The following is a 26,136-nucleotide window of genomic DNA, read 5'->3' on the forward strand; positions in this document are numbered from 1 at the left end:
GCGCCAGCAGGCACGTCGCGACGTCGGGCGCCCGCTGTCAGGCGACCGCGCGTCTCTCCTGAGCCATCGCCTGGAGCAGCTTCAATGCTTCATGGGCGGAAGACGCGGCGCCTTCCTGCCACAAGGGCTGGTAGCTCAGATGCTCGCCGGCGAAGACGATCGGACCTTCGGGCTTCTGCAGCTCCTGGTAGACGGGTCCCCGAGCGCCGCCGCGGCCGAGTCCGGAATCGCTCCACTCGGCCCCCACACCCTCGGAATAGGGCGTCAGTCCCCAAGCCACCGTCACGCCTTTCCCGAGGAGCTTCGACCGTCCGGGATGCAGCGCCTCGACCGAGTCCCGGCACACGCGGAAGCGCTCCTCATGGGAAAGCGCCGCGAATGCCTGCGGGTTGTCCTGGTGAGTCCATCCGGCACAGTAAGCGCCGACGAGAACGCCCTTGGCCGCGCCGATGTCGTGGGACGGATAAAGGACGTTCTCGTTCAGCCGGTCGGTCCAGGCCATCCCGCCGAAGATGTTATCGTCCGTTTCCCAGAAGCGAGGCGCTTCGAAACCGACCTTTACGCTCGGGAGGTAAGGCGGCGCGGCGGTAAGCGCCGCCTTCTTCGGCGCCGAGAAATCGTTCGGAATGCGGGCAAGGATCGGCAGCGGCAGCGTGCAGACGCAATAGTCCGCCTCGGTCACCTGAGCGCCGGAGCCATGCTCGATCCGCACCCGGTCGCCTGTCCGGCGGATGGCCGAAATCGCAGTGCCGAGGCGAACCGTCGGCCGGACCTGGTCGTAGATGGCGTGCGCGATGCGATCCATCCCGCCGACCGGCTGAAGCATTGTCGCCTGCATGTCCCAGATATGCTCGAAGAAGTAAGGCAGCCCGACCGCTCGCGACGGCAGCAGGTCCCTGAAGCCCAGCGGCTGCAACGGCACGGGCACCTGGTTGTAGCCGCCGCCCTCGACCGCATAGCCGCTCGGACCGTTCGGAACATAGGCGCCGTTCCGGCCGACGCCGGCATAGGGCGCAAGAAGCTGCCGGACGGCTGCGAGCTCGTCTTTCGGCGCTTGCTGGTCGAGCGCGTGGGCGTCGATCGCCTTGGCGAGCAGTTCGCCCATGTAGCCGCGCATGTCCTCGACCATGCGGCGCTCCGGCTGGACCTTGCCGCCGAAGTCCCACCCCGCGTTACGATTGCCGTTAAGAAAGGGCTCGAGCTGCACGTCGAACCGCCGCGCGTAATTGAGGATCAGGCGGTGCGTGCTCGGCAGCCGCGCGGGGCCTGAGTTGAAGTATAGGCCGCGGTCGAGTTCCGCGATCTGGTCCGGCCTGCCGTTCTGGACGATGCGGTCGCCTCCACGGATGGTCCAGGACCGGCCTCCGATACGGTTTCGCGCTTCGAGCACCGTTACCCGGAACCCGGCGCGCTGCAGCTCGTAGGCCGAGACCAGGCCCGCGATGCCGGCGCCCAGAATAACCACCGACCTGCCGCGGCCGCTGCCGGTCGGAAGAGTGAAGTTTTCCGCTCCCGCCGGGGTAGGCATGGCGAGGCCAAGCACCTCCATCGCGGAATAGGCCGCTCCCAGACCGCCGGCAGCGCCGACCCGTTCAAGCAGTGCCCGTCGCGTCAGTGTCATGCCCGTCCCCCTCGCCGCGACCGGCACGCGCTGCGGCGATTGGCGGCGAATCGCCCCACATCTCGCCGCTCAAGCGACAGACTGACAGCAATTCGCGCCTTACGCCCCCAAAAACGCACGAGCTTGGCATCATCACGGCCGTTCGCGCGTTCAAGCCGGATACGAGTTCACCCCCAGAGACGGAGATTTACGATGGCCGAACAGTCGGAAGGCATCACCACGCTGAACACCCTCATCGCAACCACGATCGACAGCATCACCGGTTATGAGGATTCCGCACAGAACATCGACAACGAGCGCCTGCGCGAAATCTTCCGCCAGCGTGCTGACGAGCGCCAGCAGGTTGTCGAGCAGCTCCGCGGCGAAGTCCGCCGTCTCGGCGGCGACCCGGAAGAGAGCGGCTCGTTCCTCGGCAAGACCCACCAGCGCTTCGAAGATCTGAAGGCTGCCGTCACCGGTCGCGACGAGAAGTCGATCATCAACGAAGTCGAGCGCGGCGAGGACTATCTCAAGGACAAGTTCGAGACGGCGCTGAACGACGGCAACCTCAGCGGCGAGTCCCGCTCGGTCGTCGAGCGTGCGTATCAGTCGGTGCGCCAGGGTCACGACCAGATCAGCCAGCTCAAGCACGGGCTCGAAGCTTCGGCCTAACCCGCCAGGCTAGACGATCTCAGCAGGGCGGCTCCTCGGCAGAGGGGCCGCCCTGTTTGCGTCAGTAGCCCATCAGGGCGAGGACCTCGCGCCGACTGCGCTCGTCTTCGCGGAAGGTGCCCATCATCCGGCTGGTCGTCATCATCACGCCCGGCGTGCTGACTCCCCGCGCCGTCATGCAGGCGTGGCTCGCCTCGATCACCACGGCGACCCCCTTGGGCTGAAGATGCTCCCAGATCGCGTCTGCGACCTGCGCCGTCAGCCGCTCCTGAACCTGGAGCCGCCGCGCAAAGCCGTGGAGCACACGCGCAAGCTTGGAGATCCCGACCACGCGATGGTTCGGCAGATAGGCGATCGCCGCCTTGCCGATGATCGGTGCCAGGTGATGCTCGCAGTGAGACTGGAAGGGGATGTCCTTCAGAAGCACGATCTCGTCATAGCCGCCGACCTCGTCGAAGGTGCGCGTGAGGTGGGCGGACGGGTCTTCGCCATAACCCCGTGCATATTCGCGCCACGCTTTCGCGACCCGGCGCGGGGTGTCGAGCAGCCCCTCGCGGTCGGGGTCGTCGCCGGCCCAGCGGATCAGCGTCCGCACGGCCTCGGCAACCTCCGGCGGGACCGCAGTCTCGGGCGGCGGGCTCACCAGGTCCCCGTCGTCAGGCGTGCCGGTCATTGCCAAGCTCCTTCGCGATGTCGTCCGCAACAGCAGCGGCCTGGATCCGGATATCGGGGACCGCGACGATTTCCCAGAACTTCCCTTTCGTCAGAGGACCGAGCGCCCACAGACGATTGGCGCCGGGTACCCGTGAGCGCTCGTCCACATCCAGCCCTATGCCGAGATGGTCCGGCGCGATCGCAGCACCGTCCAGCAAACTCCGCAGCAGCGGGTCGCGGGTCCGCTCGATCGCGCCGAGCGGGCCGGTGCAATTGAAGACATAATCGAAGCGCTCGCGTGAGCTTCGGTCCGCGCCTCGCCGCCGGTATTCGACTTCCACGCTGTCGCCGGCCGCGGAGGCCGAGACGACGTTTCCTGCGAGGATCTCGAGACGCCCTGCTGCAACCATGCTGGCGACGGTCTGGGCCACCTCAGGGGCGATGCGGTGCCGGTGGACGTCCCACCAGGCCCGCGCATGGCGAAGAAACCGCCGCTGCTCGCCCGCATCGAAGCTCTGCCAGATGGAGTGGGTGTGCGGCCGCAGACTATCGACCGCGGCACGCCAGCCGACCTGCGCGGCACGCTCGCGAAGCCAGCGCAGCAGCGGCCGCAAGCCCGTCGGCAATTCCTCGAAGGGCACCGGCGCTGGCTCGAAGCCGGCATGCGCACGCGGCACCTGGCCACGGCGCGAAAGCGCAACCACCCGGCCGCGATGACCTGCGGCGTCCAGCGACAACGCAAGATCGATCATCGTCAGGCCGCTTCCAATGAGCATGGCGCTGCCGCCGTTTCGCGCCAGATCGGCAACGGCTGCTTGCGCCGCTTCGCCCCACGGATTGTTGAGGTAGCGCGGACCAGCCGCCGTGAACCCCAGCAGCGGCTCCGGCTCCTGATTGCCGTTCGCAAGCACCAAGGCTTCGGCCTCGACCTGCTCGCCCCCATCCAGCGCGATCGTCCAGTCCGTGTCACTCGCCTTGGCGCCGACCGCGACCGAATGCTCGAGTTCGACGCGCCCGCTGGCTACGGCGCCGGCGAGGATGTCGCTCAGATAACCGCCAAAAAAGCGCCGCTGCGCAAAGCCCTTCCGGTCGCCTCCCGCAGCTTCGAACCGTTCGGCAAAGTGGCCCGGCTCCTCGGCCAGAGCGCTCATTCCTTCAGCTCGCACGTTCAGCAGGTGCGCCGCGTCCGTGGTCGAATAGGCTACTCCGCGGCCTTCCCGGCCACTGCCGTCGATCAAGACCGAGGCCACTCCGCGGCGTGCAAGCTGCGCAGCCAGAGCCGTTCCCGAAAACCCCCCACCGACAATCGCCACCGGCACCAGCCGGTCAGATCTCATAGTCTGGCCATTTATCCGGATCGGCAGCGCCGGCGCGGCGCTGCTGCATGTGATCGTGCAGCCGAGTCACCGTTCTTCCGGCAGTCTCGGTGAACCAGCCAGGCACCGCGGCGTGCACGAGGCAGGCGACGCCTGCCCCGACCAGCTCCGCGGAAATCCTGACAGCTCCAGCGCCATGCTTCGCCCAGGTCATGCCAAGCGCCTGCGGATGCTCGACGAACAGCCGCTTGATGCTGCCGTCGTGAACGTCGGAATCGAGTTGCTGTCTGGCCACTTTTCCCCTGCAATCTGGTGACCCCGGCGCGATTCGAACGCGCGGCCCTCAGATTAGGAATCTGATGCTCTATCCTGCTGAGCTACGGGGTCCCGTGGTCAGGGATAAGGGCAGCGGCCTTCGCAATCAATTCACTTGGGCGGGCGGCAGCACCGGCAAAGGCAGCGGCACGACTGCAACGCCCTCCTCGATCAGCGACTTGGCCTCGGCCAGAGTGGCCTGCCCATGCACCTGCTCCGCAGGCAGCTCGCCGCTGTGGATGGCGCGGGCGGTCGTTGCGAAGCGATCGCCGACCCAGCGCGAATTCTTGAGCATTTCGGACTGCATGGCAGCGAGGCGGGCAAGCGGCTCGCCACCGCCCTTGCGAGGCAGACGTGGCGCCATCGGCGCCTTGGCGATCTTCGACGACCCGCAGACCGGACACTGAACGAGTCCGCCGGCCAGTTGCTCGTCGAAGTCGGCGCTGGAGCGGAACCAGGCTTCGAAGGTCTCGCCGCCGTCCTCGCAGTGGAGATCGAAGACGATCACTGCCGCGCCACTTCCGCAATGTCGCGGCGGTGCTTGAGCGCCGGGATGCGCGAGCGGACTTCGAGGATGCGAGCGAGGTCGATGTCCGCGAAGCCGACACCCGGCTCCTCACCCATGTCGAGCAGCACTTCGCCCCACGGGTCGACGACCAGCGAGTGCCCGAACGTCTCGCGCCCGTCCTCATGCGTGCCGACCTGGGCGGCAGCGACGACGAACAGGCCCGCCTCGATCGCTCGCGCCCGCAGCAGCGTATGCCAGTGGGCACGACCGGTCGGCACGGTGAAGGCAGCAGCCACGGCGATGACGTCCGCATCGGCCTCGGCGAGCCGGGCGAACAGCATCGGAAAGCGAACGTCGTAGCAGATCGTCAGGCCGAGATTGCCGACCGGCGTCCCGGCGACAACCACCGCGCCTTCGCCGGCGCGATACACTGCCGACTCGCGCCAGCTTTCACCGGTCGGAAGATCGACATCGAACAGGTGCATCTTGTCGTAGGTGGCGCGAACGCGGCCGGTGCGATCGACGACGAAGCTGCGGTTGGCGACCTTGCCCTCTTCGGCAAGCACGGCAAGCGAGCCGACGTGGATCCAGATGCCGTTCTCCCGGGCCGCTTCAGAGCAGGCGGCGAGCACGACGTCCTCGCCTTCCTCACGCCGATTGGACGCAGCCCGCGCTGAATCGCGGTCGAGCAGGTTCGACATTTCCGGCGTAAACAGCATCGCCGCTCCGCCCCGCGCCGCCTCGGTCGCGGCGGCAACCATCTTCACGGCGTTTTGCTGAGGATCGATGCCGGTCGTCGACTGGAAGACTGCAATTCGGGTCATTCGACGAGCAGCGCCTCGAGCCGGCCGGCGCGTTCCAGCGCCATCAAGTCGTCGCAGCCCCCGACGTGCGCTCCGCGAATGAAGATTTGCGGCACCGTAGTCCGGCCATTGGCGCGCTGGATCATCTCGTCGCGGCGCGGTCCGCCGAAATCGACGGCGATCTCTTCATATTCGATGCCCTTGCTCTGGAGCAGGCTCTTGGCCCGCCAGCAGTAGGGGCAAGTGGCTTTACTGTAGATTTCGACGACGTGCACAACCGGTCCTTCCAACCGCTACTTAGGCGCTGTCTTCAACGCATCAACTGCGAAGGTTTCACCACGCGCGCCCAACTGACCAGTTCGACTCGCACCGCACCGGCCCGCTTCAGCGCCCGCGCGCAGGCGTCGGCGGTGCTGCCGGTGGTCAGGACGTCGTCGACCAGGATGATCGTCTTGCCCGCCACCGCCTCGCGATCGCGAACGCGGAAAGCGCCGGCGACCGTCTTCCGCCGTTGCGATGCGCTCATTCCCTTGAGTGGCGGTGTGCGCCGGCTGCGGCCTAGCAGCAGCGGCGCGGCGGGGATGCTCAGGCGCTTCGCAAGCTCGGCGGCGACGAGGGCCGACTGGTTGAAGCCCCGCCACCACAGCCGGCTGCGGTGAAGCGGAACGGGCACGAGCACCCGTTCTTCGCCCTCGGCGATCAGCGGCGCCATAAACCGCGCCATCGTCTTGGCGATCGCGACCTTGCGCCCGTACTTGAGGCGGATCGCAAGGCCGCGCGAGATCTCGTCGTAGGCAACTGCGGCGCGGGTCCGGGCAATGCGTGGCGGCTGCGCCAGGCACACCGCGCAGCTCTCTGCCTCGGTTGCCTGCAGCGGCAGTCCGCAGGTGGTGCATCCGCCCGAGCCAAGAAAAGCGATCTTCGTCCAGCAATCGGGACAGAAGCTATGCACCTCGCCGACGATGACGCCGCAGGCCGAGCAGCGCGGCGGCAGTGCGAAGTCGAGAACCTGGCGAGTGCAAATCCGGATGACGCTACGCAGCATCCGCCGCTTGTCGCCGAGCCGCCGCCGACGCACAAGCGCGGCGATGGCGTCCGAGCTCTTCGACATGGAATTGCGAGCCAGGCGCCGCGACCGCGCGGCACGCTCCGGGCCGGAGCTGTTCCTGCTCGAGCGCGTGTTCCGGGACGTCGTCGAGCGCCTCGAAATGATGCAGCGGACGTTCGAGCGCGCGATACTGATCGGCTGCCCCGATCCAATATGGCCGGAGCTGCTGCGACGCGTTGTCAGGAACGTCGAAGTCCTCGACCCCGGACCCGCCTTCGCTGCAGCGGCGGATGGGGAGACCATCATCGAGGACCGATGGGAGCCCGAAGGCGGCCGCTACGATCTCGCAATCGCCATCGGCACGCTGGACACCGTCAACGACCTGCCACGGGCGCTGATCGGAATACGGTTCGCGCTTGCCCGCGATGGGCTGCTGATCGGCGCGTTCTCGGGCGGCGACACCCTGCCGCAGCTTCGTTCGGCCATGCGCGCGGCGGATCAGGTCGGCGGTCTGGCTGCTCCCCACGTACACCCCCGGGTCGAGCCAGGCGCCCTTTCCGGCCTACTCTCCGCTGCGGGCTTCGAGCGCCCGGTCGTCGACGTCGACCGTATCCCCGTCGCCTACGGTTCCTTCGATCGCCTCGTTGCCGACCTGCGGCGAATGGGAGCGACCAACCTTCTGTCTGCCCGCTCACGCCGTTCGCTCTCCCGTGCCGAGCGCGACGCGGGCGCGGCGGCGTTCGCTGCAGCCGGTGAAGGCGGCCGCACGACGGAGATTTTCGAAGTCCTTCACTTCGCCGGCTGGACTCCCGCGCCTGCCCAACAAGGGTGAGCGGCCGTTAATCATGTTCATCGTAAAAGTTGTTAACCCCAAGCGGGGTAGACCCGCCGCGTGGACGTGGACCAGAGGAGGGTGGCGTGATCGCTATCCGAAGCTACTTGCGCAGGATTTGCACCGACTCGCGCGGTGCGACTGCGATCGAATACGGACTGATCGCCGCTCTCATCGTGATGGCGATGATGGTGTCGCTCGGCAGTCTTGGCGGCGGCGTCGCCGGCAAGTGGCTGGATCTCAGCAACACTGTCGGGAACGCGATGTAAGGAGGAGCGCTAGCTCCGCCTCGGCCCGAAGACGACCAGCTTGACCCTTTGCCCGGGAGCAAGCCGGCTGGCCGCGTTCAATCCGTTCAACGACAGGAACCTCTCCAGCCTGAAGTCGCGATAGGCCATCCGTCCGGCGAGCGACTGCACCGTGTCCCCCGCACCCACCGTGACCACGTGAATGATCCGCGGACGGATCGCCGCCGCTTCTGCCGGAGTGATGCGGCGCAGCGAATTGACCATGCTCGCGAACGCGCCGAAGCCGTAGCCGCCGGGCGTGATCATCAGGAAATGATAAACGTGGCGCGGGTCCGCCTGGTAGGCAGCGATGCTGACGTCCATGACGCCTGAGTCGGTCTCGGCGCGCGCCGTCGTGACCGCCGCCGGCATCCCGTTGATTACGAAGTGCCGCGGTGCCGGGATGGCGATCTGCGACTGGCCGCCGGTAAGCGCCCGGAACGCGCTCAGGATGTAGCTGTCGAGCGTCCCCGGATAAGTGCCGCCGCTGAACTGCGCCTTCCCCGCCGAGCCAGATATGGTGACCGCCTCGGTGCTGTTGGACATGAGATAGCCGGGTGGAACCTGGAACTGGATCCTGAGGTCCGGATGGGTGAACACCGGCCCGTCGATGATGCCCTGGGCCGGATCGTCGTCGACGGTCACACCCTCCAGCTGGGAGAGGAATTGTTCGCGGTTGCGGACGCCGCGGCCAAGCCGGCCCGTCTGCCGCGCTTCCAGAAGCGCACGCTGGAGCCGGTTCTCGCTCAGCGGGTGGGTGCTAGCCCATTCGGGCGTGCGGCGGTTGGTCCGCCCCTGCACCCGCGCTTCGAGTGCACTCGCCCTTGTGAGTGCAGCAAGGATACCGGGAGCGCCGGCAGGGTCGTAGCCGGCGCGCGTGATGTAGGAGAGCCCAAGCGTGTCGGCTTCATATTCCTGCTCGCGGGAAAAGCTCAGGGTGTCGAGCCGGGCCCGCTGCTGAAGCAGGCCGCCGAAACTGGAATCGCCAAACACCGAGCTGATGATCGCTCCGAGCACGCCCAATCGGTTGCTGCGGACATATTGCTCGCGGATGTGGGCGTGGTTGCCGGCGACGTGGCCCACCTCGTGCCCGATCGCGAAGGCGAGCTGCGACTCGTCGTCGAGGATCGTCAGCAGCTGGCGCGTCACATAGACGTAGCCGCCGGGCACCGAGAATGCGTTCTGCGCCGAGGAGTTCAGAGTCGTGAAACGAAAGGCGCGCCCCGGATCCGCTACCCCGGCAAAGGCCGCGACCCGGTGACCAACAGAGTCGACATAGCCGGCCCGGGGTCCCGTCTCGGCGCCGCCGAGCTCCTGGACTAGAGCAGCATGCTCCTGCTGCGCCTCGCGGACATCCTGCGGATTGAGATAACGCAGCGCCTGAGCGCCCGCGATTGCCGGCACAGCTATCGCAGCAACTGCAAGCCACACGATGCGCTGACGCATAAGAGCCTCTCCCGAACCCCCTCTAACATCCGGTCCGTTCTTGAACGGGAGATGAGTAGACGGGTTCCGGTGGCTAGCCGATGGCCAGGAACTTGGCCCGGCGCTGCCTGAGCAGCTCATCCGCGGGAAGCCTCCCGCAGCCATCCAGTTCCTCGACGATCACCCGCTTGAGGGAGCCGATCGCTGCGCCAGGATCGCGCTGCGCGCCGCCGAGCGGTTCGGGAACGATGCGGTCGATGACGCCAAGCGCCAGCAGGTCGGCCGCGGTGATCTTCATCGCTTCGGCCGCTTCACCCGCCTTGTCGGCGGTCCGCCACAGGATTGACGCGCAACCTTCCGGCGAAATGACGGAATAGACTGCATGCTCGAACATCAGGACGCGATTGCCCGCAGCAAGCGCAACTGCTCCACCGGATCCGCCTTCACCGACGATTGCGGCAATCAACGGAGCGCGAAGCGAGAGGCACGCTTCGGTAGAGCGGGCGATGGCCTCCGCCTGTCCGCGCTCCTCCGCCTGCACGCCTGGAAACGCACCCGGCGTATCGACGAGCGTGACGACGGGCACTCCGAACTGGTCGGCGAGCTTCATCAGGCGGATGGCCTTCCGATACCCTTCCGGCTTGGCCATGCCGAAATTGTGCCGCAGCCGCGAGGCGGTATCGTCGCCCTTCTCATGCCCGATGAGCATCACGCGGCGGCCATCGATACGGGCAAATCCGCCGACGATGGCGGGGTCGTCGCCGAACGCCCGGTCCCCCGACAGCGCCACGAAGTCGTCCGCGAGGCCCGCGACATAGTCATTGAAGTGCGGCCGTTCGGCATGGCGCGCGACCTGCGCCTTCTGCCACGGCGTCAGCTTGGCATAGGTGTCCCGAAGCAGCTTGGACGCCTTGGCCTCGAGGCGGCCGATCTCGGCGTCAATGTCGATCGAGCCGTTGCTCGCGGTTTCGCGCAACTCCGCGAGCCGAGTCTCAAGCTCGGCGATCGGCTTTTCGAAATCGAGGTAGGTCAGCATGTGGGCGCGGCGGGTAAGCTGAAGCCGGGCAACGGTCAACGACGGTCGGCCAGCGGATGCCGGGTGTTGACCAGCTCCACCAGCCTGGCGCTGTCGACATGAGTGTAGATCTGCGTCGTCGCGATATCGGCGTGGCCGAGCAGCGTCTGGAGCACCCGCAAGTCGGCGCCGCCCGAGAGCAGGTGCGTCGCAAAGGCGTGGCGAAGGACGTGCGGGCTGACCCGTTCAGGCACGATGCCGGCGTCGGCGGCCATCTGGCGGACGATCTGAAACAGCCGCACGCGGCTCAGGTGGCGCTTGCCGCTCGGGAACAGCCATTGGGTGTCGCTCGCCACATGCTCGAGCCAGTGGCCGACTGCCGCCTCCGCCCGCGACGAGATCGGCACCAGCCGGTCCTTGCTGCCCTTGCCGGTGACGATCAGGAACGGCTGGCCGCTGCGAACCGCGCCGCGAGGAAGGCTGACTAGCTCCGTCGCGCGCAGCCCCGATCCGTAAAGCAGCTCCAGCAACGCAAGGTTGCGGACGGCGCCGGGCTCGCCGCTGACGGCCCGGTTCTCCGCCTGGCGAAACATGGCTTCGACCTCTTGCGCTTCGAGGATTCGCGGTAGCGGCCGCTCGAAGCGCGGGCTCGGCAGCGCGGATGACGGATCGTCGCGCCGCAAGCCTTCGTCGACGAGGAAACCGAAGAAGCGCCGCAACGCCGCCGATCGCCGTGCTACCGTCGACGGCGCCAGCGCCTGCCATTGCTCGCCCAAAGTCGCCACGGTCGTCGAGGGCGCCTGCCCGAGCGATCCGCCCAGCCCCTCCGCCGCCCGTTCGAGATCGTTGCGATAGGCAGCGAGCGTGTGGCGGGAAGCCCCTGCCTCGGCGGCCATCATGTCGAGGAACCGATCGACGAGCGCGCGATCGTCCGGGGTCACGTCCGGGAAAGCGCCTCGGCAGCGATCATGCGCGCGCTGAAGTCCTGTCCGGTATGATCGAGCGCGGCAACGACGTGGAACAGGTGGGACCCGGGTACATCCTTCCAGTCACGCGTCTGGAAGCCGGTACCGCAAAGCACCAGAACGGTGCCCGCCTGCCCCCGCCCTGCGGCGGCGTCGATCATCTTCGTCCAGCTTGTCGTGTGGCCGACACCCAGGCCGTAACGGCGGCTGAGGTTTTCGGCCGCCGACGTGTCGATCCGCCCGAGCCCCGCGAGGCCCGCAACCAGAAGCGCGCTCCGCTGCTTGCCACGGCTGTTGTCCCGCTTGATGAAACCGGTGATCTGGCTGCTGCTGAGGTCGACGCGGCTGCCCTCGGGCGCTGCGAGCGCAAGCATTGCCCAGGCGCGGTCGGCATCGTCGCCGTCCATGTTCGAAACGGCGCCGGCCCAGCGTGCCGCTGCGCGGTCGTAGCCCGCCGCAAGCATCGCCGAGATCAACTCGGGCGCATCCTTGGAAAGCTTAGGGTCGGGATCGATGAGCGTCGCGGCGCGGGCGACGAGTGCGCGGGTCGCCTCGTGGGTCAGCGGGTCCTTCGCAGCTCCGAGCAGCTTGCGGATCGAGCCTAGTCTCGCGTCGCGGTCCTTGCCGACGAAGGCCTGCCTGACCTGCCACGCATCCGTGTTCGGCAGCTCGCTCGGGTCGGTGGCATCGTACATCGTTGAGTAGAGATCGATCAGTGACTGCGACGAGAAGACGCCGAGGCCAGTCGCGATGAGCGCGGAGCCGAGCCGCTGGGCCGGAGAAAGCAGCGGCACGCGCGCTTCAAAGGCGCGCAGCTGCAGCGACGCCGAGTTCACCAGCCGGTCGGGCGGCGCAAGGCCCGCCGCGGCCGACAAGCCGAACCGCCACGCGGTCAGGTTCTCGACGGGGTCCCACTCGATGGTCGTCGCGCGCCCGGTGTTGGCTCCCGCACCGACGATCTTGTCGGCAAGCGCAAGGTCGATGCCGCCGAGGCGGCCGTGGCGCCGGGCATCGCTGATCTGGGCGGATGCGCTTTGCGGCTCTCCGGCCAGCGACGCGCACATCGCCCCCACGAGCTGGCGAATGCCCGGATCGTACTGGCGGATGCCCTCCTGCAGCGGACAAAGCGCCGCAGGGTCGGCATTCGCGAGCGCCGACTGGACGCCGACCTGCACCATCTTCGGCGTGAAGCGGTCGGCGTCGACGCCAGACACGATCATCCGCGATGCGGCAGCCTCCCCCATCCGAAGCAGCAGCCAGGCGCGCTCGGCGGCCCAGTCGACCGGGTTCACGTTCGCGGGAGCATGGGCCTTCGCCAGCAGCGCGTCGCGCAGAGCCATGTGCACCCACCGCGAAGCGAGCGGCGTGTCCATGCTGTGCATCAGGCTGGACAGGAAGGCGCCGTCCGCCGTGCCCCATGGCTGCACACCCAGGCCTATCGAAGTGGGATCGAGCCGCCCGACGACCCACGGGTCGCGCCTTGCGAAACCGGGATATTCTACGGGCGGCGGCGGCGGCGGCAGGTTCTCGGCGGAAACTTCCTCGATGCCGGTGTCCCCGCTGGAACTGCTCGACAGATCGTTGTCGGGCGCCCTGCGGATGGCGGGCGTGGAGGATTGCACCGGCGACAAGGTTGCGGGCTGCGAAGCCGCGGGCGGCGTTTGCGTCGGCGCCGGCTGCGGCTGTGCGGTCTCCTGGGCGATCGCCGGAATTGCGGCGGCCAGCGCGGCCCCGCATGCGGCAATCAGCAGTGTCCTACTGCGCATTGGCGGGTTGGGCGACATCGACCTGGATCGTCCGCGTCGGCTGCTCCTTGGGCAGGGTCGACAGCAGGACGAGACCGCCGATGATGAGCACGAGGACGATGATCAGGACGACAATGCGCGGCATGGGTTTCGCTGGATCCTTCCGGTTGAGCGCTTTTGCCGACGCTGCATCGCGCTGTATAGCCCTTTCCGGTGAGTGATTTGTCGCAGCGTCTCGACCGCCCGGTCGTCCTCGTCGGCCTGATGGGCGTCGGCAAGTCGACCGTCGGCCGCCGTCTCGCCCGCCGGCTCAACCTGCCATTCGTCGACAGCGACGCGGAGATCGAGGACGCCTCGGGCTTCTCCGCGGCCGAGGTTTTCGAACGCTTTGGCGAGCAGGACTATCGCGATGGTGAGCGACGGCTCGTCGCACGACTGGTGGATGGGCGAGTTCGCGTGATCTCCACAGGCGGGGGCGTGTTCGTTGACCCGGGCACCCGCGAGCTTCTGAAAACGCAAACCATCACGGTGTGGCTCGATGCGCCGGTGGAGGTGCTCGCCGAGCGGACCAAGCGCCGCAACACCCGGCCGCTGCTGCGCACCGACGACCCAAAGGCAACCCTGCAGCGGATCGCCGAGGAAGAGCGGCCGGCCTACGCCGAGGCCCACATCCACGTGCGAAGCAACGACGGCGCCCATCGCGACGTCGTCGAGACGATCGTCAGGGCGCTGGAGGAATATCTTGGACCTGATCACGACGGCGCCCAGCCGCAACCAGCGCAGCCGCTAGGGACCTGAACGGAAGCAGGATGGCCGCATGTCGCGCGCGCCGGGATCGCGCGGGCGCGAGCGCGGCGATGCCGTCCCAGGCGGGGAGTTCGTCAGAGCCCTCCAGCCAGGCCGTGATGGCTTCCACCGTCCGCTCGACCTCATCAGCGCTGCGGCCGATGGCGCCCTCCTGCAGGATCGCCGCCGAGGCCTGACCGAAGGCGCAGGCATGAACCTGCTGCGACAGTGCCTCGATGCGCGCGTCGTGTCCGACCTCAACCGATATCTTCACGCGGCTTCCGCAGGTCGGCGAGCGCAGCTCCGCAGTCCCATCTTCTCGTCCCAGCGGACGCGAGTCCGACAGCGAAGCTGCGAGTCGCAATATCTCGGCGGTATAGAGCGGCGCGTTCATTCCCGCCGCCAGGTCGTTCCGCCGGCCCCGTCCTCGAGGATGATGCCCTCGGCCTTCAGCTCTTCGCGGATACGGTCGGCTGTCGCAAAATCGCGCGAGGCCTTCGCAGCCGCGCGGTGCGCGATCCGCTGTTCGATCGCGCTTGGGTGCGCATCGCCCTGGAACCAGGCGCCGCCGCTCTCGCCGAGCAGTCCGAGCAACTGTCCGCTCGCCCGAAGTGTCGCGGCGTCCTCGATGGCCGAAAGGCGCGATAGCGCCAGCGGCGTGTTGAGGTCGTCGGAAAGCGCGTCCACTACTCCCCCGTCGACGTCGCCGGCCTCCGCGTCTCCTGCCGAACGATAGAGCCGGTCGAGGCTCGCCTTCGATTGCGCGATCAGCCCCTCGGTCCACGGCAGCGGCTGCCGGTAATGGGCGGAGAGCAACGCCAGCCGCAGCGTCTCACCCTTGTGTCCCTGCGCCAGCAGCTCGTTCGGCGTGATCACGTTGCCAAGCGACTTCGACATCTTCTCGGCACCCATGTCGAGGAAGCCGTTGTGGATCCAGAAGCGGGCCAGCGGCGCCCCGGCGTGAGCGCAGCGGCTCTGCGCAATCTCGTTCTCGTGGTGCGGGAAAATGAGGTCGAGCCCGCCGCCATGGATGTCGATCGTCTCGCCGAGATGGGCGCTGATCATTGCCGAGCACTCGATGTGCCAGCCCGGACGGCCCCTTCCCCACGGCGAGTCCCAGCCGATGATGTGCTCACCGCTCGGCTTCCACAGGACGAAGTCGGCCGGATCGCGCTTGTAGGGCGCCACCTCGACCCGCGCTCCGGCCAGCATGGAGTCCCGGTCACGCCGGCTGAGCGCGCCATATTGCGGGTCCGAGGGAACGTTGAACAGGACGTGGCCTTCCGCCTCATAGGCATGGCCAAGACCCACCAGCCGCTCGATCATCGCGATCATCGGCGCGATCTCATGCGTGGCATGGGGCGCGATGTCCGGCGCGGCGACACCGAGAGCGCCCATGTCCTCGAGATAGAAGCGCTCGTAGCGCTCGGTGATCACCGCCGGCGCGACGCCCTCCTCTTCGGCGGAGGCAATGATCTTGTCGTCGACGTCGGTCACGTTGCGGGCATAGACCAGGCTCTTGGCCCCGAACTCGTGGCGGACCAGTCGGGCCAGCGTGTCGAAGACGACGGCCGGACGCGCATTGCCGATGTGGGCGCGGCCATAGACGGTCGGGCCGCAGACATACATCGTGACCCGCTCCGGGTTCAAAGGCACGAACGGCCGCTTCTCACGCGTCATGGTGTCGTAAAGGCGGATCATTGGTCGTCCGGGCGTGCCACGGGATGGTGCCGGCGGGCTTCCACCCAGTCGACGATGGAGCGGCCGCTGGCGTTCAGCAGCGGGTAGGTCCGCGACTTGATCATCCAGGCCGGCCGCTCGGCCTGCGGGCCGTAGACCATGTCCGTGGCGAGGTTGGCGAGAAGAAAGAACAGGGTCGCGCCGAGCAATCCCTTCAGCAGCCCGAAGCCGCCGCCGAGCACACGGTCGAACGGCCCCAGCACGGCATGCTTGCGAGTCCGGCCGCCGATCGCGCGGGCAAGCAGCTTCACCGCGAGGAAGCTTGGAACGAAGAGGATCGCAAAGGCGAGGACCGCCGCCGCTGCCGGGCTCGCAACCACATTGCCGGTCAGCCCCGCCCAGAGCTGCGCGTGGAACAGCTTGAGCATGGCGACGGCGACGATCCAGGCGAGCAGCGAGATGATCTCGTGCACGAAGCCGCGCACGAAGCCGATTGCCCCGCCACCGATCAGCAGGATGAAGACGAAGATATCCAGCGCGCTCACAAGCGTTCGGCTAGCCGAGCCGAATTATCCGCGCCAGTCCCGAGCTAGTCGAGGATCGGCCTGTAGACAGCAACGCGCGACGGCGGCTGCACCCGGAGGCGCGTCAGGCTGATCCCCGCCGCGACCAGAGCGGCAATCGCTGCGGCAAGGAGCAGCTTGGGCGTCACGCCGACGCCGAACAGGTGGAACGCCGCACCCACGGTCACCGCGCCCGCCGTCTGGCCGAGTAGCCGGGCTGTCGCCAGCATTCCGCCCGCGGCACCGGATCGCGGTTTTGGCGCGGCGCTGACGATCGTGCGGTTGTTGGGCGACTGGAACAGCCCGAAACCGAGGCCGCACACTGCCATCCTCCAGGCAATGTCCAAGTTGCCGGGATCAGCCCCGAGCCGCGATAGCGCGAACAAGCCCGCCGCGAAGATCGCCAGCCCGATCCCGCCCAGCAGCCCCGAAGGAACCCGGTCCGCCAGCCGCCCGGCGAACGGAGCAGCGAAGCCAACTGCGATGGGCCAGGGAGTCATCAGCAGCCCGGTCGCGAAGACGCTTCGATGGAGCACCGACTGAAGCAGGAACGGGATGGCGACGTAGGCCAGCATCTGCGCGGCAAACGATACCACCGACGTCGTGATCGAGAGGCTGAAGATCGGTATGCGCAGCAGGTCGAGCGGCATCAGCGGGTTCGGCCGGCTCCAGTCCCGCCACACCAGCGCTGCGCCCGCGGCCACTCCGCCGACGACCATGATCAGACCAAGCCCGGCGCCTTCCCGCGCGAACATCTCGGCGCCGAACACCACCAGCCCCATCATCGCCGCACTGAGCGCCGCCGAGGTCCACGCAAACGGCTGCCCATGGCCACGCGGCTCCGGAAGCGACCGTCGGCCGACGTAAAGCGCGGCGATGCCGATCGGCAGGTTGATCAGGAACAGCCACTGCCAGGACGCGACGCTCAGGATGAGCGCCGCCAGTGTCGGCCCGATCGCCGCCGACATCGACAGCACCATGGCATTGTAGCCGATGCCTCGGCCCAGCATGCTCGACGGGTAAGTTGCCCGCACCAGTGCCGCGTTCATGCTCATGATGCAGGCGGCGCCGACGCCCTGGAATACCCGCGCCAGGATCAGGAGCAGGAGCGTGTTGCCGAACGCACAGGCGATCGAGCCGATCGTGAACAGCGCCAGGCCGGGGATGTAGATCGTCTTGTAGCCCACGCGGTCTCCGAGCGCCGCGAGTGGCAGAAGCAGCATGGTGATGGTGAGCTGATAGGCGTTGATCACCCACACCGAACTTGCCGGCGAAGCGCCAAGCTCGCGGGCGATGGTCGGCAGCGCGACGTTGGCGATCGCGCCGTCCAGCACGGCCATGGTCAGGGCGAGCCAGATGCTGGCGACGGACCAGTAGCGGCGCGGGACCGGCAGGCCGTCCTGAGCCTGGGCCGCCTGCTGCTCCGAGGGAATTTGGGTTTGGACGTTCACGGCTGAATGGGCGGGCAACGCGTCTCCGGCCGAATGGATGCTACGGCTGCGGCTCAGCGGCCCAGGACCTGGTCCACCAGCCCGCGCAAGTTGGCGAACTCATTCATTCGCAATCCCTCGCCGCCTTTGATGCCTTTGGGCAGCCACCCCGCTTCGAACCCGAGTTTGGCGGATTCCTTCAACCGCAGTCCCGCGTGTGCGACCGGCCGGATTTCACCGGACAAAGCGATCTCGCCAAGCACCACGCAGTCACCCGGCACCGGGCGCTCGGACAGTGCCGACACCAGCGCCGCCGCGACTGCCAGATCCGCAGCCGGGTCGCTGAGGCGATATCCACCGGCGACATTGAGATAGACCTCCGCCGTAGCGAAACTCATGCCGCAGCGCGCTTCAAGCACGGCCAGGATCATGGCGAGGCGGCCACTATCCCAGCCGACCGCCGCGCGGCGCGGGGTTGCCGCCGTTGCCAACCTGACGACCAGAGCCTGGATCTCGACCAGCACCGGGCGCGAGCCTTCGATGGCCGGGAAGACGCTGGTGCCGCTGACCGGCTCGCCGCGGCTGGTGAGGAACAGCGCCGAGGGGTTCGGCACTTCGGCGAGGCCCGCCCCTTCCATCGCGAACACGCCGATCTCATCCGTCCCGCCGAAGCGGTTCTTCATGGCGCGAAGTATCCGGTATTGGTGACTCCGCTCGCCTTCGAAGCTCAGCACCGTGTCGACCATATGCTCGAGCACCCGCGGCCCGGCGATGGTGCCGTCCTTGGTGACGTGGCCGACGAGGACCACGGCAGTCGCATGCTCCTTGGCGAAGCGGACGAGCTCCTGCGCCGAAGCCCGCACCTGGCTGACCGTGCCCGGCGCGCCTTCGATGAGGTCGCTGTGCATGGTCTGGATCGAATCGATGATCAGCAGCGCCGGCGCGTCGTCGCCAACGGTGGTCAGAATGTCGCGGACGGAGGTCGCAGCCGCCAGCTGCACCGGCGCGCCGCCGAGACCAAGCCGAACAGCCCGAAGCCGGACCTGCTCGGCCGACTCCTCTCCCGACACGTAGATGACGCTTTGCCCGGCGCTCGCCAGACGCGCTGCGACCTGGAGCAGCAGCGTCGACTTGCCGATGCCGGGATCGCCTCCGACCAGCATCGCCGAACCCGGCACGATGCCGCCGCCGATCGCGCGGTCGAACTCGGCAAGCCCGCTCGGCAGCCGTTCCGGCAGCTTCGCAGGCGTCTCCAGCCCGACCAGCTGAATCGTCCGCCCGCCGCCCTGCAGGTTGTGCTTGGCGGCGAAGATGTTCGAGACCTCGGCCGTCTCCTGCACCAGCGTGTTCCACTCGGAACAGTCGACGCATTGCCCCTGCCACCGGCTCGAGATGGAGCCGCATGACTGACACACGTAGCGGGATTTCGGCTTGGCCATGACTGAGCCTAACTGATCCCGTTTCGTTCTCCTAGCCCCGAACAGCTGCAGCAGGGCAGACCTGGCCGAAAACGCTTGTTATGGCGCGGCCATGAGCGCGTCCGTCGAAACCTTCCCATTTGCCTCGATCGGCGTGCTGCTGATCGTCGCCTGCCTGATGGCGATGGTCTCCCGGCGCTTTGGCCTGCCGTACAGCGTCGGCCTGGTGGCTGCCGGCGTCGGCATCGCCTTCCTTCCAACCGCTCCCGAGATCCCGCTTTCGCGCGACCTCATCTTCAACGTGTTCCTGCCGCCGCTGGTGTTCGAAGCGGCGCTGCAGCTCGAATGGAAGCCGTTCCGGCGCGAGTTGCCCGTCGTGCTGCTCCTCGCCTTTGCGGGCGTCGCAATCGCTGCGGCGGTCGTCGCGGCTGGCATGCACTGGCTGATCGGCTGGAGCTGGATCGGCGCCGCCCTGTTCGGCGTCTTGATCGCGGCCACCGATCCGGTCTCGGTGATCGCGTCGTTCCGCGAGCTCAAGGTCGAGCGGCGCCTAAGCATGCTCGTCGAATCGGAGAGCCTGCTCAACGATGGCGTAGCGGCCGTACTCTTCGCGGTGCTGGCAGGTATCGCGGTCAGCACGGCAGCCGCGACGCCCGCCGGCGTTGCGACTCAGTTCCTGTGGACGACCATCGGCGGGGTCCTGATCGGCTCCCTGGTTGGCGGCGTGATCCTGATGATCGCGGGGCGAACCGACGACCACCTGGTGGAGATCACGCTGACGACGATCGCCGCCTACGCCTCGTTCCTCACAGCAGAGCATTTCCATGCATCCGGCGTGCTGGCCTGCGTGGCCGCGGGGCTGGTGATCGGCAACATCGGCTGGCTCGGTTCGATTTCCGACGAGGGCCGCGACCACGTCATGTCGGCGTGGGACTATTTTGCGTTCCTCGCGAACAGCTTCGTCTTCTTTCTCATCGGCCTGCACGAGGCCGCGCAGCCCCTGCACCAGCTCGGCTGGCGGATCGGCCTCGCTGCCATCGTGCTGGTGCTGCTCGGCCGCATCGTCGCCGTCTATCCGCTCTCGGCCTTGTTCGGACGCTCGAAGATCGCCGTTCCGGGCGCGTACCAGCACGTGCTTGTGTGGGGAGGGTTGCGCGGCGCGCTAGCCCTCGCGCTCGCGCTGGCGCTTCCGGCCAACGTGCCCGAGCGGCTCGCCATCATCGTCACGGCCTTCCTGGTCGTCGCCTTCTCCATCTTCGTTCAAGGCTTGACGATGCCGCTTCTGATCCGCCGGCTCGGTCTCGCCGCGGAGTCCTCGGAGGCCGTTGCCGCTCCTCCGGCGGACGGCTAGGCGCGGCGGGTGAGCCTGCTCCCCGAACCGCTTCGAATCCCGGCATTCCGCGCCTTCTGGCTGGCGCGGCTCAGCACGACCGTCGCGCAGATGGCGATGGTCATCGTCATCGGCTGGCAGGCCTACGACATTGCCCGCCACAGCATGGGGCAGGAAGCGGCAGCCCTCCGGCTGGGGATGATCGGCCTCGTTCAGTTCGTGCCGCTGTTCCTGCTGACGCTGATCACCGGCTGGACCGCCGACCGCGTCGACCGCCGCTGGATCGCTCGGTTGTCGGTGGCCCTGGAGCTGCTGTGTGCGGTGGCGTTGGCGGCGCTTGCCTGGCGGCACGCGACCACCTTGCCGGCTCTCTACGTGATCGCCGCACTGCTCGGCGTGGCACGGGCGTTTGCCGGTCCCGCGCTTGGAGCGCTCGCGCCGAATCTCGTTCCCCGAGAAATCCTCCCTCGCGCCATCGCCCTGTCGTCGATCGCTTGGCAGGCCGGCGCAATCGGCGGCCCGGCGCTCGGCGGCTATCTCTACGCGGTCGCACCAGTCGCGCCCTACGCTGCGAGCGTCCTGCTGTTCGCGGTCGCGCTGGCAGGCCTGTTCGCCATCCCGCCGCTGCCGCGGACCGACATCGACCGCACGCGCCATCCGTGGCGGCAGATGATCGAGGGTCTTCGGTACGTCCGCCACAACCGCCTGGTGCTCGGAGCGATCAGCCTCGACCTGTTCGCCGTCCTGCTCGGCGGCGCGACGGCGATGCTGCCGGTCTTTGCGCGCGACGTGCTCCACGCCGGCCCCGAAGGCCTAGGCCACCTGCGCGCCGCGCCAGCTGTCGGGGCGACGCTGACGGCCGCGTTCTTCGCCGTGCGCCCGCTGAAGAGCAACGTCGGGCTGAAGATGCTTGCCGCCGTGGCGGTGTTCGGAGCGGCCACCATCCTCTTCGGCATCTCGCGCCGGATGCCCTTGTCGCTTGCGTGCCTGGCGGTCCTCGGCGCCGCCGACATGTTCTCGGTCTATGTCCGCCAGTCGCTGATCCAGCTTTATACGCCGGACGAGATGCGGGGCCGCGTCGGCGCGGTGTCCTCTCTCTTCATCTCCGCCTCGAACGAGCTTGGCGAGGCGGAGTCGGGCTTCCTCGGCGCGCTGATCGGGCCCATAGCGGCGGTCATCGCCGGGGGTGTGGGCGCAGTTCTCGTCGTTGCAATCTGGGGCTGGAAATTCCCGGAGCTGCGGCTTGCAAGAAGCTTTGACGCACCCGACTTGGACGAACTGAAACCAAAGGAGAGCGTGGGATGAAGGCCGCAAACGTCCTCGAGACCATCGGCAATACGCCGCACATCCGGATCAACCGCCTGTTCGGTGATCGTGCCGAAGTGTGGATGAAGTCCGAACGCGCCAATCCCGGCGGCTCCATCAAGGACCGAATCGCCCTCGCCATGATCGAGGATGCGGAGAGTTCCGGCGCCTTGAAGCCGGGCGGCACGATCATCGAGCCGACCTCCGGCAACACCGGCATCGGCCTGGCGATGGTCGCCGCCGTGAAGGGCTACAAGCTGGTCCTGGTCATGCCCGAGAGCATGAGCCTTGAGCGCCGCCGCCTGATGCTCGCTTACGGCGCCAGCTTCGACCTCACCGCCAAGGAAAAGGGCATGCAGGGCGCCGTCGATCGCGCCCGCGAACTGGTCGAGCAGACGCCGAACAGCTGGATGCCGGCGCAGTTCGACAATGCCGCCAACGTCGAGGTCCACCGGCGCACCACCGCCCAGGAGATTCTCCGCGACTTCGGCGATTCGCCGATCGACGCGATCATTACCGGAGTCGGCACCGGCGGCCACATCACGGCGTGCGCCGAGGTGCTGAAGCCGGTCTGGCCTAACTTGAAGGTCTTCGCCGTCGAGCCGGCGCTGTCGCCTATCCTGACCGGCGGCAAGCCCGGTCCGCACCCGATCCAGGGTCTCGGCGCGAATTTCATCCCGAGCATCCTCAATACCGGCGTGCTCGATGGCATCATCGACGTCGATGCCAATCAAGCCAAGGAAATGGCCCGCCGCGCCGCTCGTGAAGAGGGGCTGCTGATCGGCATTTCGTCGGGCGCGGCACTTGTCGGGGTGCAGCAGAAGCTTGGCGAACTCGGCGAGAGCGCCCGCATCCTCACCTTCAACTACGACACTGGCGAGCGCTACCTGTCCGTCCCGGATTTCCTACCGGAACAAACAGCTTAATGCACCGGTAACCGTGTTCCTTTGCCTCGCCGTTAACCCGGACTGCTAAGCCTTGCCGGCGGCGCGGCCCGACGGGCGAGCGGCCGCGTCGACTCCTGTCGGTGAGGGTGAGTACGAATGCGGCGTACGCTGTTCGGCAAGAATCCAGAGGTTGAATGGATCGCCCCGCGCAGCGCGTCCGCCAGCGAAGCCCTGCTGTTCGACGTCCGGGAGCATGAGTCGAGCACTGACCAGCGGCTCGCCGAGCTGCGGGTCGCGGGCTGGACTTTCGTTCCCTGGCTGCTCCTTGCCAGCCACCTGATCGCAGGGGTCACCCTGCTCGTGTCGCCGGCTGCACGAAGCGGCTCCTCCACCACCGTGGCCATCGTCCTGCCGCTCGTCATCGCGCTGATTCTCGATCTCGCCGCCGGACTCGTGGTCAGCCGCTGGCGTGGACTTCAGTTCGCATCGCACACGATCGGCCGCCTCATGTGCGGCTACATCGCCACCGTCGGGATCTGCTCCACGGTCGCGGGCGGAGCGGTGCACGCATTCGCTGCCGCCGACGTGTCGTTCGCGACCATCGCGCTGGCCAGCTGCTTCGTCCTGCGCAGCGTCGTCTCGGTTACGTCGCCGCCGCTGGCAATCATCAACGTCGGCGTCGCGCTCCTCGGAACATTGCTTTTCTCGCCCGAGCCGCTGGTCAGTTTCGCGGTCAATGCCGTCGCGATCTCCGTGTTCGTCTACACCGTTGCGGCGACCCGCAAGTCCGTCGCGAATGGCAGGCAGCGGCTTGGGGTCGAGTGGCAGGCCAAGAAGGCGCTGAACTTCGTCGACGAGTTCGAGAACACCGGCCGCGGCTGGTTCTGGGAGACGGACCCGCTGGGCACCCTGTCCTACGTCTCCAAGCAGCTTGCCGACGACTTCAACTGCGAGCCCGGCGCATTGCTCGGCCGCCAGTTCACGGACCTGTTGTCCGTCGACGTCAACAGCTCCGGCGCGTCGGAAGAGCGCAAGACGCTAGGCTTCCATCTGTCCGCCCGTTTCCCGTTCTCCGACGTCGTCGTTCGTCCGGCCAGCGATCAGGACGTGCACTGGTCCCTCTCCGGCAACCCGATCTTCGACGAGCGCGGCCGCTTCCTCGGCTTCCGGGGCATCGGCACCGATCTCACCGAGCAGCGCAGGTCGGAGCAGGAGATCACGCGTCTTGCCCGCTTCGACTCGCTGACCGGCCTGCCCAATCGCGCGATGATGCGGCAGACGCTCGACGAGGCGCTGCGCAATGCTGCCAACCGGCAGAAGGGTTGCACCTTGATGATGATCGATCTCGATCGCTTCAAGAACGTCAACGACACGCTCGGGCACCCGATCGGCGACGCCTTGCTGCGCCAGGTCGCGGACCGCCTGAAGTCGGTGATGGGCCAGCATGGCCAGGTCGGCCGGCTCGGCGGCGACGAGTTCCAGGCGGTGCTTCCCGGCACCGTCGACATCGGCCTGATCGAGTCGCTCGCCCGCACGCTGATCGAGCAGGTTTCACGCCACTACATGATCGAAGGCCACACGGTGACCATCGGCGCCTCGCTCGGCATCGCCATCGGTGACCCGGGCCGGACTGGTGCCGATGCGCTCGTCCGCAACGCCGACCTCGCGCTCTACGCCGCCAAGGGCGCCGGCCGCGGCAAGCATTGCTTCTACGAACCGTCGATGCACAGCGAGGCCGCCGAGCGACAGGTGCTCGAAAACGACCTCCGTCAGGCGATCGCCCGCAACGAGCTGAGCGTTGCCTACCAGCCGATTGTGCGCACGGCCGGCGAGGAGATTTCCGGCTTCGAGGCACTGGTCCGCTGGGCTCACCCGACCCGCGGCCGCATCTCGCCCGACAAGTTCGTGCCGCTGGCAGAGGAAGCGGGCCTCATCGGCGCGATCGGCGAATGGGTGCTCCGGACCGCGCTCGAGGAAGCCGCGCAGTGGCCCGAGCAGGTCCGCATCGCCGTCAATCTGTCCCCGCTGCAGTTCAACGACCCGGGCATCGTCGCAGTCATCGCCAAGCACCTCGAGGCGACCGGCGTCCGTGCCGATCGGCTGGAGCTCGAAATCACCGAGGGCGTGTTCCTGGCCGACGGCGATTCGACCGACGAGACCTTCGCCGGCCTGAAACGGCTCGGCGTCCGGCTGGCGCTGGACGACTTCGGCACCGGCTACAGCTCGCTTGGCTATTTGAAGAAGGCGCCCTTCGACAAGATCAAGATCGACCAGAGCTTCGTCCGCGGCGCCGCGTCTACGGTGAACCGCAACGCGGCCATCATCCGCGCCATCGTGACGCTCGCCGAGACGCTGGGAATGGATACTTGCGCCGAGGGCGTCGAGACGCACGACGATCTGCAGCTCATCCGCGAGCTCGGGGTCAGCATGGTCCAGGGCTACATCTTCGGCAAACCCGGCCCGGGCGAGACCGCTCGCGAGCTCGCCAACTTGGTCACGGTCGAAGCGGACGGTTACCAATGCGCCCGTGAAGCGCGGCACCGGTTGATGCGCCGCGCGGTCACTTCCATAGATGGCGAGAGGATCGAGCTCAGGCTTCGCAACATCTCGTCGATGGGAGCGCTGGTTGAATGCCCGAACGCCGTCTCACCCGGCATGCAGGTGACGATCGACATCATCGGTGTCGCCCCCGTCCGCGGCATCGTTCGCTGGGCTCAAGAGGGCAAGTTCGGATTGCAGTTCCTCGAACCGTTCGACCTCGCGCGCCTCGCGCCCAAGCGGGAGCCGCGCGACGCCCAGAAATGGTTCGTCGAACGCCGCGCCAGCTAGGCGGCGTACTAAAAAGGAGCGCCGGCAAGCCGGCGCTCCTCCCTTGCGAACCTCTGATCGGCCGATCTAGCGGCGATTGATGTCGACGTTGCGGACATAGCCGTTCATGTCGACGTCGCAGCGGAACGAGAGGTCGGCCGCGTTCTGGTAGCCGTAGCCGAGCGCGCCATAGGCGCCCACGCCATACGGACCGTAGTTGTTCGACGCATAGCGCCCGCTGCTGGCCAGACCACGCACGCGAACCGTGCCATTGTTGCGCGGCTGCACCTGCGTGACCGAGACGACGCGGCCCATCGTGTTGGTGCCAAGGACCGCGCCGAGGATCCCGCCGATGGTGCTGCGGTTGCCGAGGCGGCTCTGGACGGCAGCCGCGCACTGCTGAGTCGCGGCGTTCGTGTTCATGGCATAGCCGCCATAAGGCTGCGCGTAGCCCGGCTGTGCATAGCCGTACGTCGGCTGCGAATAGCCGTACGTCGGCTGCGAATAGCCATAACGCGGCTGCGCAGAGCCGTAAGTCGGCTGGGCGTAGCCATAGGTGGGCTGCGAGTATCCGTAATAGCTCTGCGCCGAGGCCGGAGCGGCAGCGGCCACGGCCGCAATCGCCGCGCCGGCCGCCAGCATCGTTTTCATCATGGTCATGGATAGTCCCTTCTGATGGGATTGGTTTGTTCGAGGATAGAACGTTCCTCGCATCAGCCGTGGCCCTGCGTTCGTCCCGTCAGT

The 26,136-nt window shown here is 67.4% G+C and carries 27 protein-coding genes and 1 tRNA gene; 8 read left to right on the top strand and 20 right to left on the bottom strand.

The features are described 5' to 3' along the window. Positions 1–37: 37 nt before the first annotated feature. A complete protein-coding gene (locus ACUXST_RS11865) occupies positions 38–1,621 on the bottom strand; it encodes a flavin monoamine oxidase family protein (RefSeq protein WP_458390194.1) in 1,584 nt (527 codons plus the stop codon). Positions 1,622–1,813: 192 nt separating this feature from the next. On the opposite strand from ACUXST_RS11865, the gene ACUXST_RS11870 reads away from it, so the two are divergent. Then, entirely contained in the window at positions 1,814–2,272 is a 459-nt protein-coding gene (locus tag ACUXST_RS11870) for a ferritin-like domain-containing protein (RefSeq protein WP_458390195.1), read from the top strand. A 61-nt stretch (positions 2,273–2,333) separates the two neighbouring features. Here ACUXST_RS11870 and folE read toward each other — a convergent pair whose 3' ends face one another. The 8 genes from folE to ACUXST_RS11910 form a co-directional block, all read right to left on the bottom strand. Then, the gene (gene folE, locus ACUXST_RS11875; protein WP_458390196.1) at positions 2,334–2,945 is read right to left on the bottom strand and encodes a GTP cyclohydrolase I FolE; all 612 of its coding nucleotides are present in this window, start codon (positions 2,943–2,945) and stop codon (positions 2,334–2,336) included. Continuing rightward, positions 2,929–4,263 carry an FAD/NAD(P)-binding protein gene (locus ACUXST_RS11880; protein WP_458390197.1) on the bottom strand — a complete coding sequence of 445 codons (1,335 nt, stop codon included), beginning with the start codon at positions 4,261–4,263 and terminating at the stop codon, positions 2,929–2,931. Before ACUXST_RS11880 ends, folE begins: the two co-directional genes overlap by 17 nt. After that, entirely contained in the window at positions 4,253–4,537 is a 285-nt protein-coding gene (locus tag ACUXST_RS11885) for a DUF6356 family protein (protein WP_458390198.1), read from the bottom strand. Before ACUXST_RS11885 ends, ACUXST_RS11880 begins: the two co-directional genes overlap by 11 nt. 15 nt (positions 4,538–4,552) lie before the next feature. Further along, positions 4,553–4,629: transfer RNA gene (locus ACUXST_RS11890), tRNA-Arg, on the bottom strand. Positions 4,630–4,663: 34 nt separating this feature from the next. Next, a complete protein-coding gene (locus ACUXST_RS11895) occupies positions 4,664–5,065 on the bottom strand; it encodes a DUF1178 family protein (protein ID WP_458390199.1) in 402 nt (133 codons plus the stop codon). Beyond that, positions 5,062–5,889, bottom strand: coding sequence for a carbon-nitrogen hydrolase family protein (locus ACUXST_RS11900; protein ID WP_458390200.1), 828 nt, complete (start codon positions 5,887–5,889; stop codon positions 5,062–5,064). Before ACUXST_RS11900 ends, ACUXST_RS11895 begins: the two co-directional genes overlap by 4 nt. Next, positions 5,886–6,143 carry a glutaredoxin 3 gene (gene grxC, locus ACUXST_RS11905; RefSeq protein WP_458390201.1) on the bottom strand — a complete coding sequence of 86 codons (258 nt, stop codon included), beginning with the start codon at positions 6,141–6,143 and terminating at the stop codon, positions 5,886–5,888. Before grxC ends, ACUXST_RS11900 begins: the two co-directional genes overlap by 4 nt. Before the next feature lie 35 nt (positions 6,144–6,178). Next, positions 6,179–6,979, bottom strand: a complete 801-nt coding sequence (locus tag ACUXST_RS11910; RefSeq protein ID WP_458390202.1) for a ComF family protein — start codon at positions 6,977–6,979, stop codon at positions 6,179–6,181. Between ACUXST_RS11910 and ACUXST_RS11915 the strand changes: the two genes are divergently transcribed. Next, the gene (locus ACUXST_RS11915; protein WP_458390203.1) at positions 6,957–7,748 is read left to right on the top strand and encodes a methyltransferase domain-containing protein; all 792 of its coding nucleotides are present in this window, start codon (positions 6,957–6,959) and stop codon (positions 7,746–7,748) included. The two genes, ACUXST_RS11910 and ACUXST_RS11915, sit on opposite strands and share 23 nt — an antisense overlap. An 86-nt stretch (positions 7,749–7,834) precedes the next feature. After that, the gene (locus ACUXST_RS11920) at positions 7,835–8,017 is read left to right on the top strand and encodes a Flp family type IVb pilin (RefSeq protein WP_458390204.1); all 183 of its coding nucleotides are present in this window, start codon (positions 7,835–7,837) and stop codon (positions 8,015–8,017) included. Positions 8,018–8,026: 9 nt separating this feature from the next. On the opposite strand, the gene ACUXST_RS11925 is transcribed toward ACUXST_RS11920, so the two are convergent. The 5 genes from ACUXST_RS11925 to ACUXST_RS11945 form a co-directional block, all read right to left on the bottom strand. Next, on the bottom strand, positions 8,027–9,481 hold the full coding sequence (locus ACUXST_RS11925; RefSeq protein WP_458390205.1) for a M48 family metalloprotease: 1,455 nt from the start codon (positions 9,479–9,481) through the stop codon (positions 8,027–8,029). A gap of 73 nt (positions 9,482–9,554) precedes the next feature. After that, positions 9,555–10,496, bottom strand: a complete 942-nt coding sequence (locus ACUXST_RS11930; protein ID WP_458390336.1) for an acetyl-CoA carboxylase carboxyltransferase subunit alpha — start codon at positions 10,494–10,496, stop codon at positions 9,555–9,557. Positions 10,497–10,531: 35 nt separating this feature from the next. Beyond that, positions 10,532–11,374, bottom strand: a complete 843-nt coding sequence (locus ACUXST_RS11935; protein WP_458390337.1) for a tyrosine recombinase — start codon at positions 11,372–11,374, stop codon at positions 10,532–10,534. Positions 11,375–11,412: 38 nt separating this feature from the next. Next, positions 11,413–13,206, bottom strand: coding sequence for a hypothetical protein (locus ACUXST_RS11940; protein WP_458390206.1), 1,794 nt, complete (start codon positions 13,204–13,206; stop codon positions 11,413–11,415). Then, complete coding sequence (locus ACUXST_RS11945) at positions 13,196–13,330, bottom strand: hypothetical protein (RefSeq protein ID WP_458390207.1); 135 nt, start codon at positions 13,328–13,330, stop codon at positions 13,196–13,198. The genes ACUXST_RS11940 and ACUXST_RS11945 overlap by 11 nt, the downstream gene beginning before the upstream one ends. A 68-nt stretch (positions 13,331–13,398) precedes the next feature. Here ACUXST_RS11945 and ACUXST_RS11950 point away from each other — a divergent pair, with 68 nt between their 5' ends. Then, a complete protein-coding gene (locus ACUXST_RS11950; RefSeq protein WP_458390208.1) occupies positions 13,399–13,983 on the top strand; it encodes a shikimate kinase in 585 nt (194 codons plus the stop codon). On the opposite strand, the gene ACUXST_RS11955 is transcribed toward ACUXST_RS11950, so the two are convergent. Genes ACUXST_RS11955 through radA form a run of 5 tightly spaced genes read right to left on the bottom strand, consistent with a single transcriptional unit; the run spans position 13,907 to position 19,083 of the window. Next, entirely contained in the window at positions 13,907–14,365 is a 459-nt protein-coding gene (locus ACUXST_RS11955) for an iron-sulfur cluster assembly scaffold protein (protein WP_458390209.1), read from the bottom strand. The genes ACUXST_RS11950 and ACUXST_RS11955 overlap by 77 nt on opposite strands. Beyond that, complete coding sequence (gene cysS / locus ACUXST_RS11960) at positions 14,362–15,672, bottom strand: cysteine--tRNA ligase (RefSeq protein ID WP_458390210.1); 1,311 nt, start codon at positions 15,670–15,672, stop codon at positions 14,362–14,364. The genes ACUXST_RS11955 and cysS overlap by 4 nt, the downstream gene beginning before the upstream one ends. After that, a complete protein-coding gene (locus ACUXST_RS11965) occupies positions 15,669–16,196 on the bottom strand; it encodes a CvpA family protein (protein WP_458390211.1) in 528 nt (175 codons plus the stop codon). The genes cysS and ACUXST_RS11965 overlap by 4 nt, the downstream gene beginning before the upstream one ends. Positions 16,197–16,240: 44 nt before the next feature. Next, positions 16,241–17,665 carry an MFS transporter gene (locus ACUXST_RS11970; protein ID WP_458390212.1) on the bottom strand — a complete coding sequence of 475 codons (1,425 nt, stop codon included), beginning with the start codon at positions 17,663–17,665 and terminating at the stop codon, positions 16,241–16,243. A gap of 53 nt (positions 17,666–17,718) precedes the next feature. Then, positions 17,719–19,083, bottom strand: a complete 1,365-nt coding sequence (radA, locus tag ACUXST_RS11975; protein WP_458390213.1) for a DNA repair protein RadA — start codon at positions 19,081–19,083, stop codon at positions 17,719–17,721. 91 nt (positions 19,084–19,174) lie between these two features. Between radA and ACUXST_RS11980 the strand changes: the two genes are divergently transcribed. From ACUXST_RS11980 to ACUXST_RS11995, 4 genes are all read left to right on the top strand, one after another. Then, positions 19,175–20,413 carry a cation:proton antiporter gene (locus ACUXST_RS11980; protein WP_458390214.1) on the top strand — a complete coding sequence of 413 codons (1,239 nt, stop codon included), beginning with the start codon at positions 19,175–19,177 and terminating at the stop codon, positions 20,411–20,413. A gap of 9 nt (positions 20,414–20,422) precedes the next feature. Further along, entirely contained in the window at positions 20,423–21,697 is a 1,275-nt protein-coding gene (locus ACUXST_RS11985) for an MFS transporter (protein ID WP_458390215.1), read from the top strand. Next, the gene (gene cysK, locus ACUXST_RS11990; RefSeq protein ID WP_458390216.1) at positions 21,694–22,623 is read left to right on the top strand and encodes a cysteine synthase A; all 930 of its coding nucleotides are present in this window, start codon (positions 21,694–21,696) and stop codon (positions 22,621–22,623) included. Before ACUXST_RS11985 ends, cysK begins: the two co-directional genes overlap by 4 nt. A gap of 117 nt (positions 22,624–22,740) precedes the next feature. Continuing rightward, on the top strand, positions 22,741–25,413 hold the full coding sequence (locus tag ACUXST_RS11995) for an EAL domain-containing protein (RefSeq protein ID WP_458390217.1): 2,673 nt from the start codon (positions 22,741–22,743) through the stop codon (positions 25,411–25,413). Positions 25,414–25,479: 66 nt separating this feature from the next. On the opposite strand, the gene ACUXST_RS12000 is transcribed toward ACUXST_RS11995, so the two are convergent. Continuing rightward, a complete protein-coding gene (locus ACUXST_RS12000) occupies positions 25,480–26,052 on the bottom strand; it encodes a hypothetical protein (RefSeq protein ID WP_458390218.1) in 573 nt (190 codons plus the stop codon). Positions 26,053–26,136: the final 84 nt, after the last annotated feature.

It is taken from the genome of Sphingomonas sp. F9_3S_D5_B_2, assembly GCF_054263715.1.

What these genes read in the sequence shown, in the direction of transcription:
- ACUXST_RS11865 (WP_458390194.1), bottom strand. Translation starts at nt 1,621, where the DNA reads ATGACACTGACGCGACGGGCACTGCTTGAACGGGTCGGCGCTGCCGGC.
- ACUXST_RS11870 (WP_458390195.1), top strand. Translation starts at nt 1,814, where the DNA reads ATGGCCGAACAGTCGGAAGGCATCACCACGCTGAACACCCTCATCGCA.
- folE (WP_458390196.1), bottom strand. Translation starts at nt 2,945, where the DNA reads ATGACCGGCACGCCTGACGACGGGGACCTGGTGAGCCCGCCGCCCGAG.
- ACUXST_RS11880 (WP_458390197.1), bottom strand. Translation starts at nt 4,263, where the DNA reads ATGAGATCTGACCGGCTGGTGCCGGTGGCGATTGTCGGTGGGGGGTTT.
- ACUXST_RS11900 (WP_458390200.1), bottom strand. Translation starts at nt 5,889, where the DNA reads ATGACCCGAATTGCAGTCTTCCAGTCGACGACCGGCATCGATCCTCAG.
- ACUXST_RS11915 (WP_458390203.1), top strand. Translation starts at nt 6,957, where the DNA reads ATGGCGTCCGAGCTCTTCGACATGGAATTGCGAGCCAGGCGCCGCGAC.
- ACUXST_RS11910 (WP_458390202.1), bottom strand. Translation starts at nt 6,979, where the DNA reads ATGTCGAAGAGCTCGGACGCCATCGCCGCGCTTGTGCGTCGGCGGCGG.
- ACUXST_RS11925 (WP_458390205.1), bottom strand. Translation starts at nt 9,481, where the DNA reads ATGCGTCAGCGCATCGTGTGGCTTGCAGTTGCTGCGATAGCTGTGCCG.
- ACUXST_RS11930 (WP_458390336.1), bottom strand. Translation starts at nt 10,496, where the DNA reads ATGCTGACCTACCTCGATTTCGAAAAGCCGATCGCCGAGCTTGAGACT.
- ACUXST_RS11935 (WP_458390337.1), bottom strand. Translation starts at nt 11,374, where the DNA reads ATGATGGCCGCCGAGGCAGGGGCTTCCCGCCACACGCTCGCTGCCTAT.
- ACUXST_RS11940 (WP_458390206.1), bottom strand. Translation starts at nt 13,206, where the DNA reads ATGCGCAGTAGGACACTGCTGATTGCCGCATGCGGGGCCGCGCTGGCC.
- ACUXST_RS11945 (WP_458390207.1), bottom strand. Translation starts at nt 13,330, where the DNA reads ATGCCGCGCATTGTCGTCCTGATCATCGTCCTCGTGCTCATCATCGGC.
- ACUXST_RS11955 (WP_458390209.1), bottom strand. Translation starts at nt 14,365, where the DNA reads ATGAACGCGCCGCTCTATACCGCCGAGATATTGCGACTCGCAGCTTCG.
- cysS (WP_458390210.1), bottom strand. Translation starts at nt 15,672, where the DNA reads ATGATCCGCCTTTACGACACCATGACGCGTGAGAAGCGGCCGTTCGTG.
- radA (WP_458390213.1), bottom strand. Translation starts at nt 19,083, where the DNA reads ATGGCCAAGCCGAAATCCCGCTACGTGTGTCAGTCATGCGGCTCCATC.
- ACUXST_RS11980 (WP_458390214.1), top strand. Translation starts at nt 19,175, where the DNA reads ATGAGCGCGTCCGTCGAAACCTTCCCATTTGCCTCGATCGGCGTGCTG.
- cysK (WP_458390216.1), top strand. Translation starts at nt 21,694, where the DNA reads ATGAAGGCCGCAAACGTCCTCGAGACCATCGGCAATACGCCGCACATC.
- ACUXST_RS11995 (WP_458390217.1), top strand. Translation starts at nt 22,741, where the DNA reads ATGCGGCGTACGCTGTTCGGCAAGAATCCAGAGGTTGAATGGATCGCC.
- ACUXST_RS12000 (WP_458390218.1), bottom strand. Translation starts at nt 26,052, where the DNA reads ATGACCATGATGAAAACGATGCTGGCGGCCGGCGCGGCGATTGCGGCC.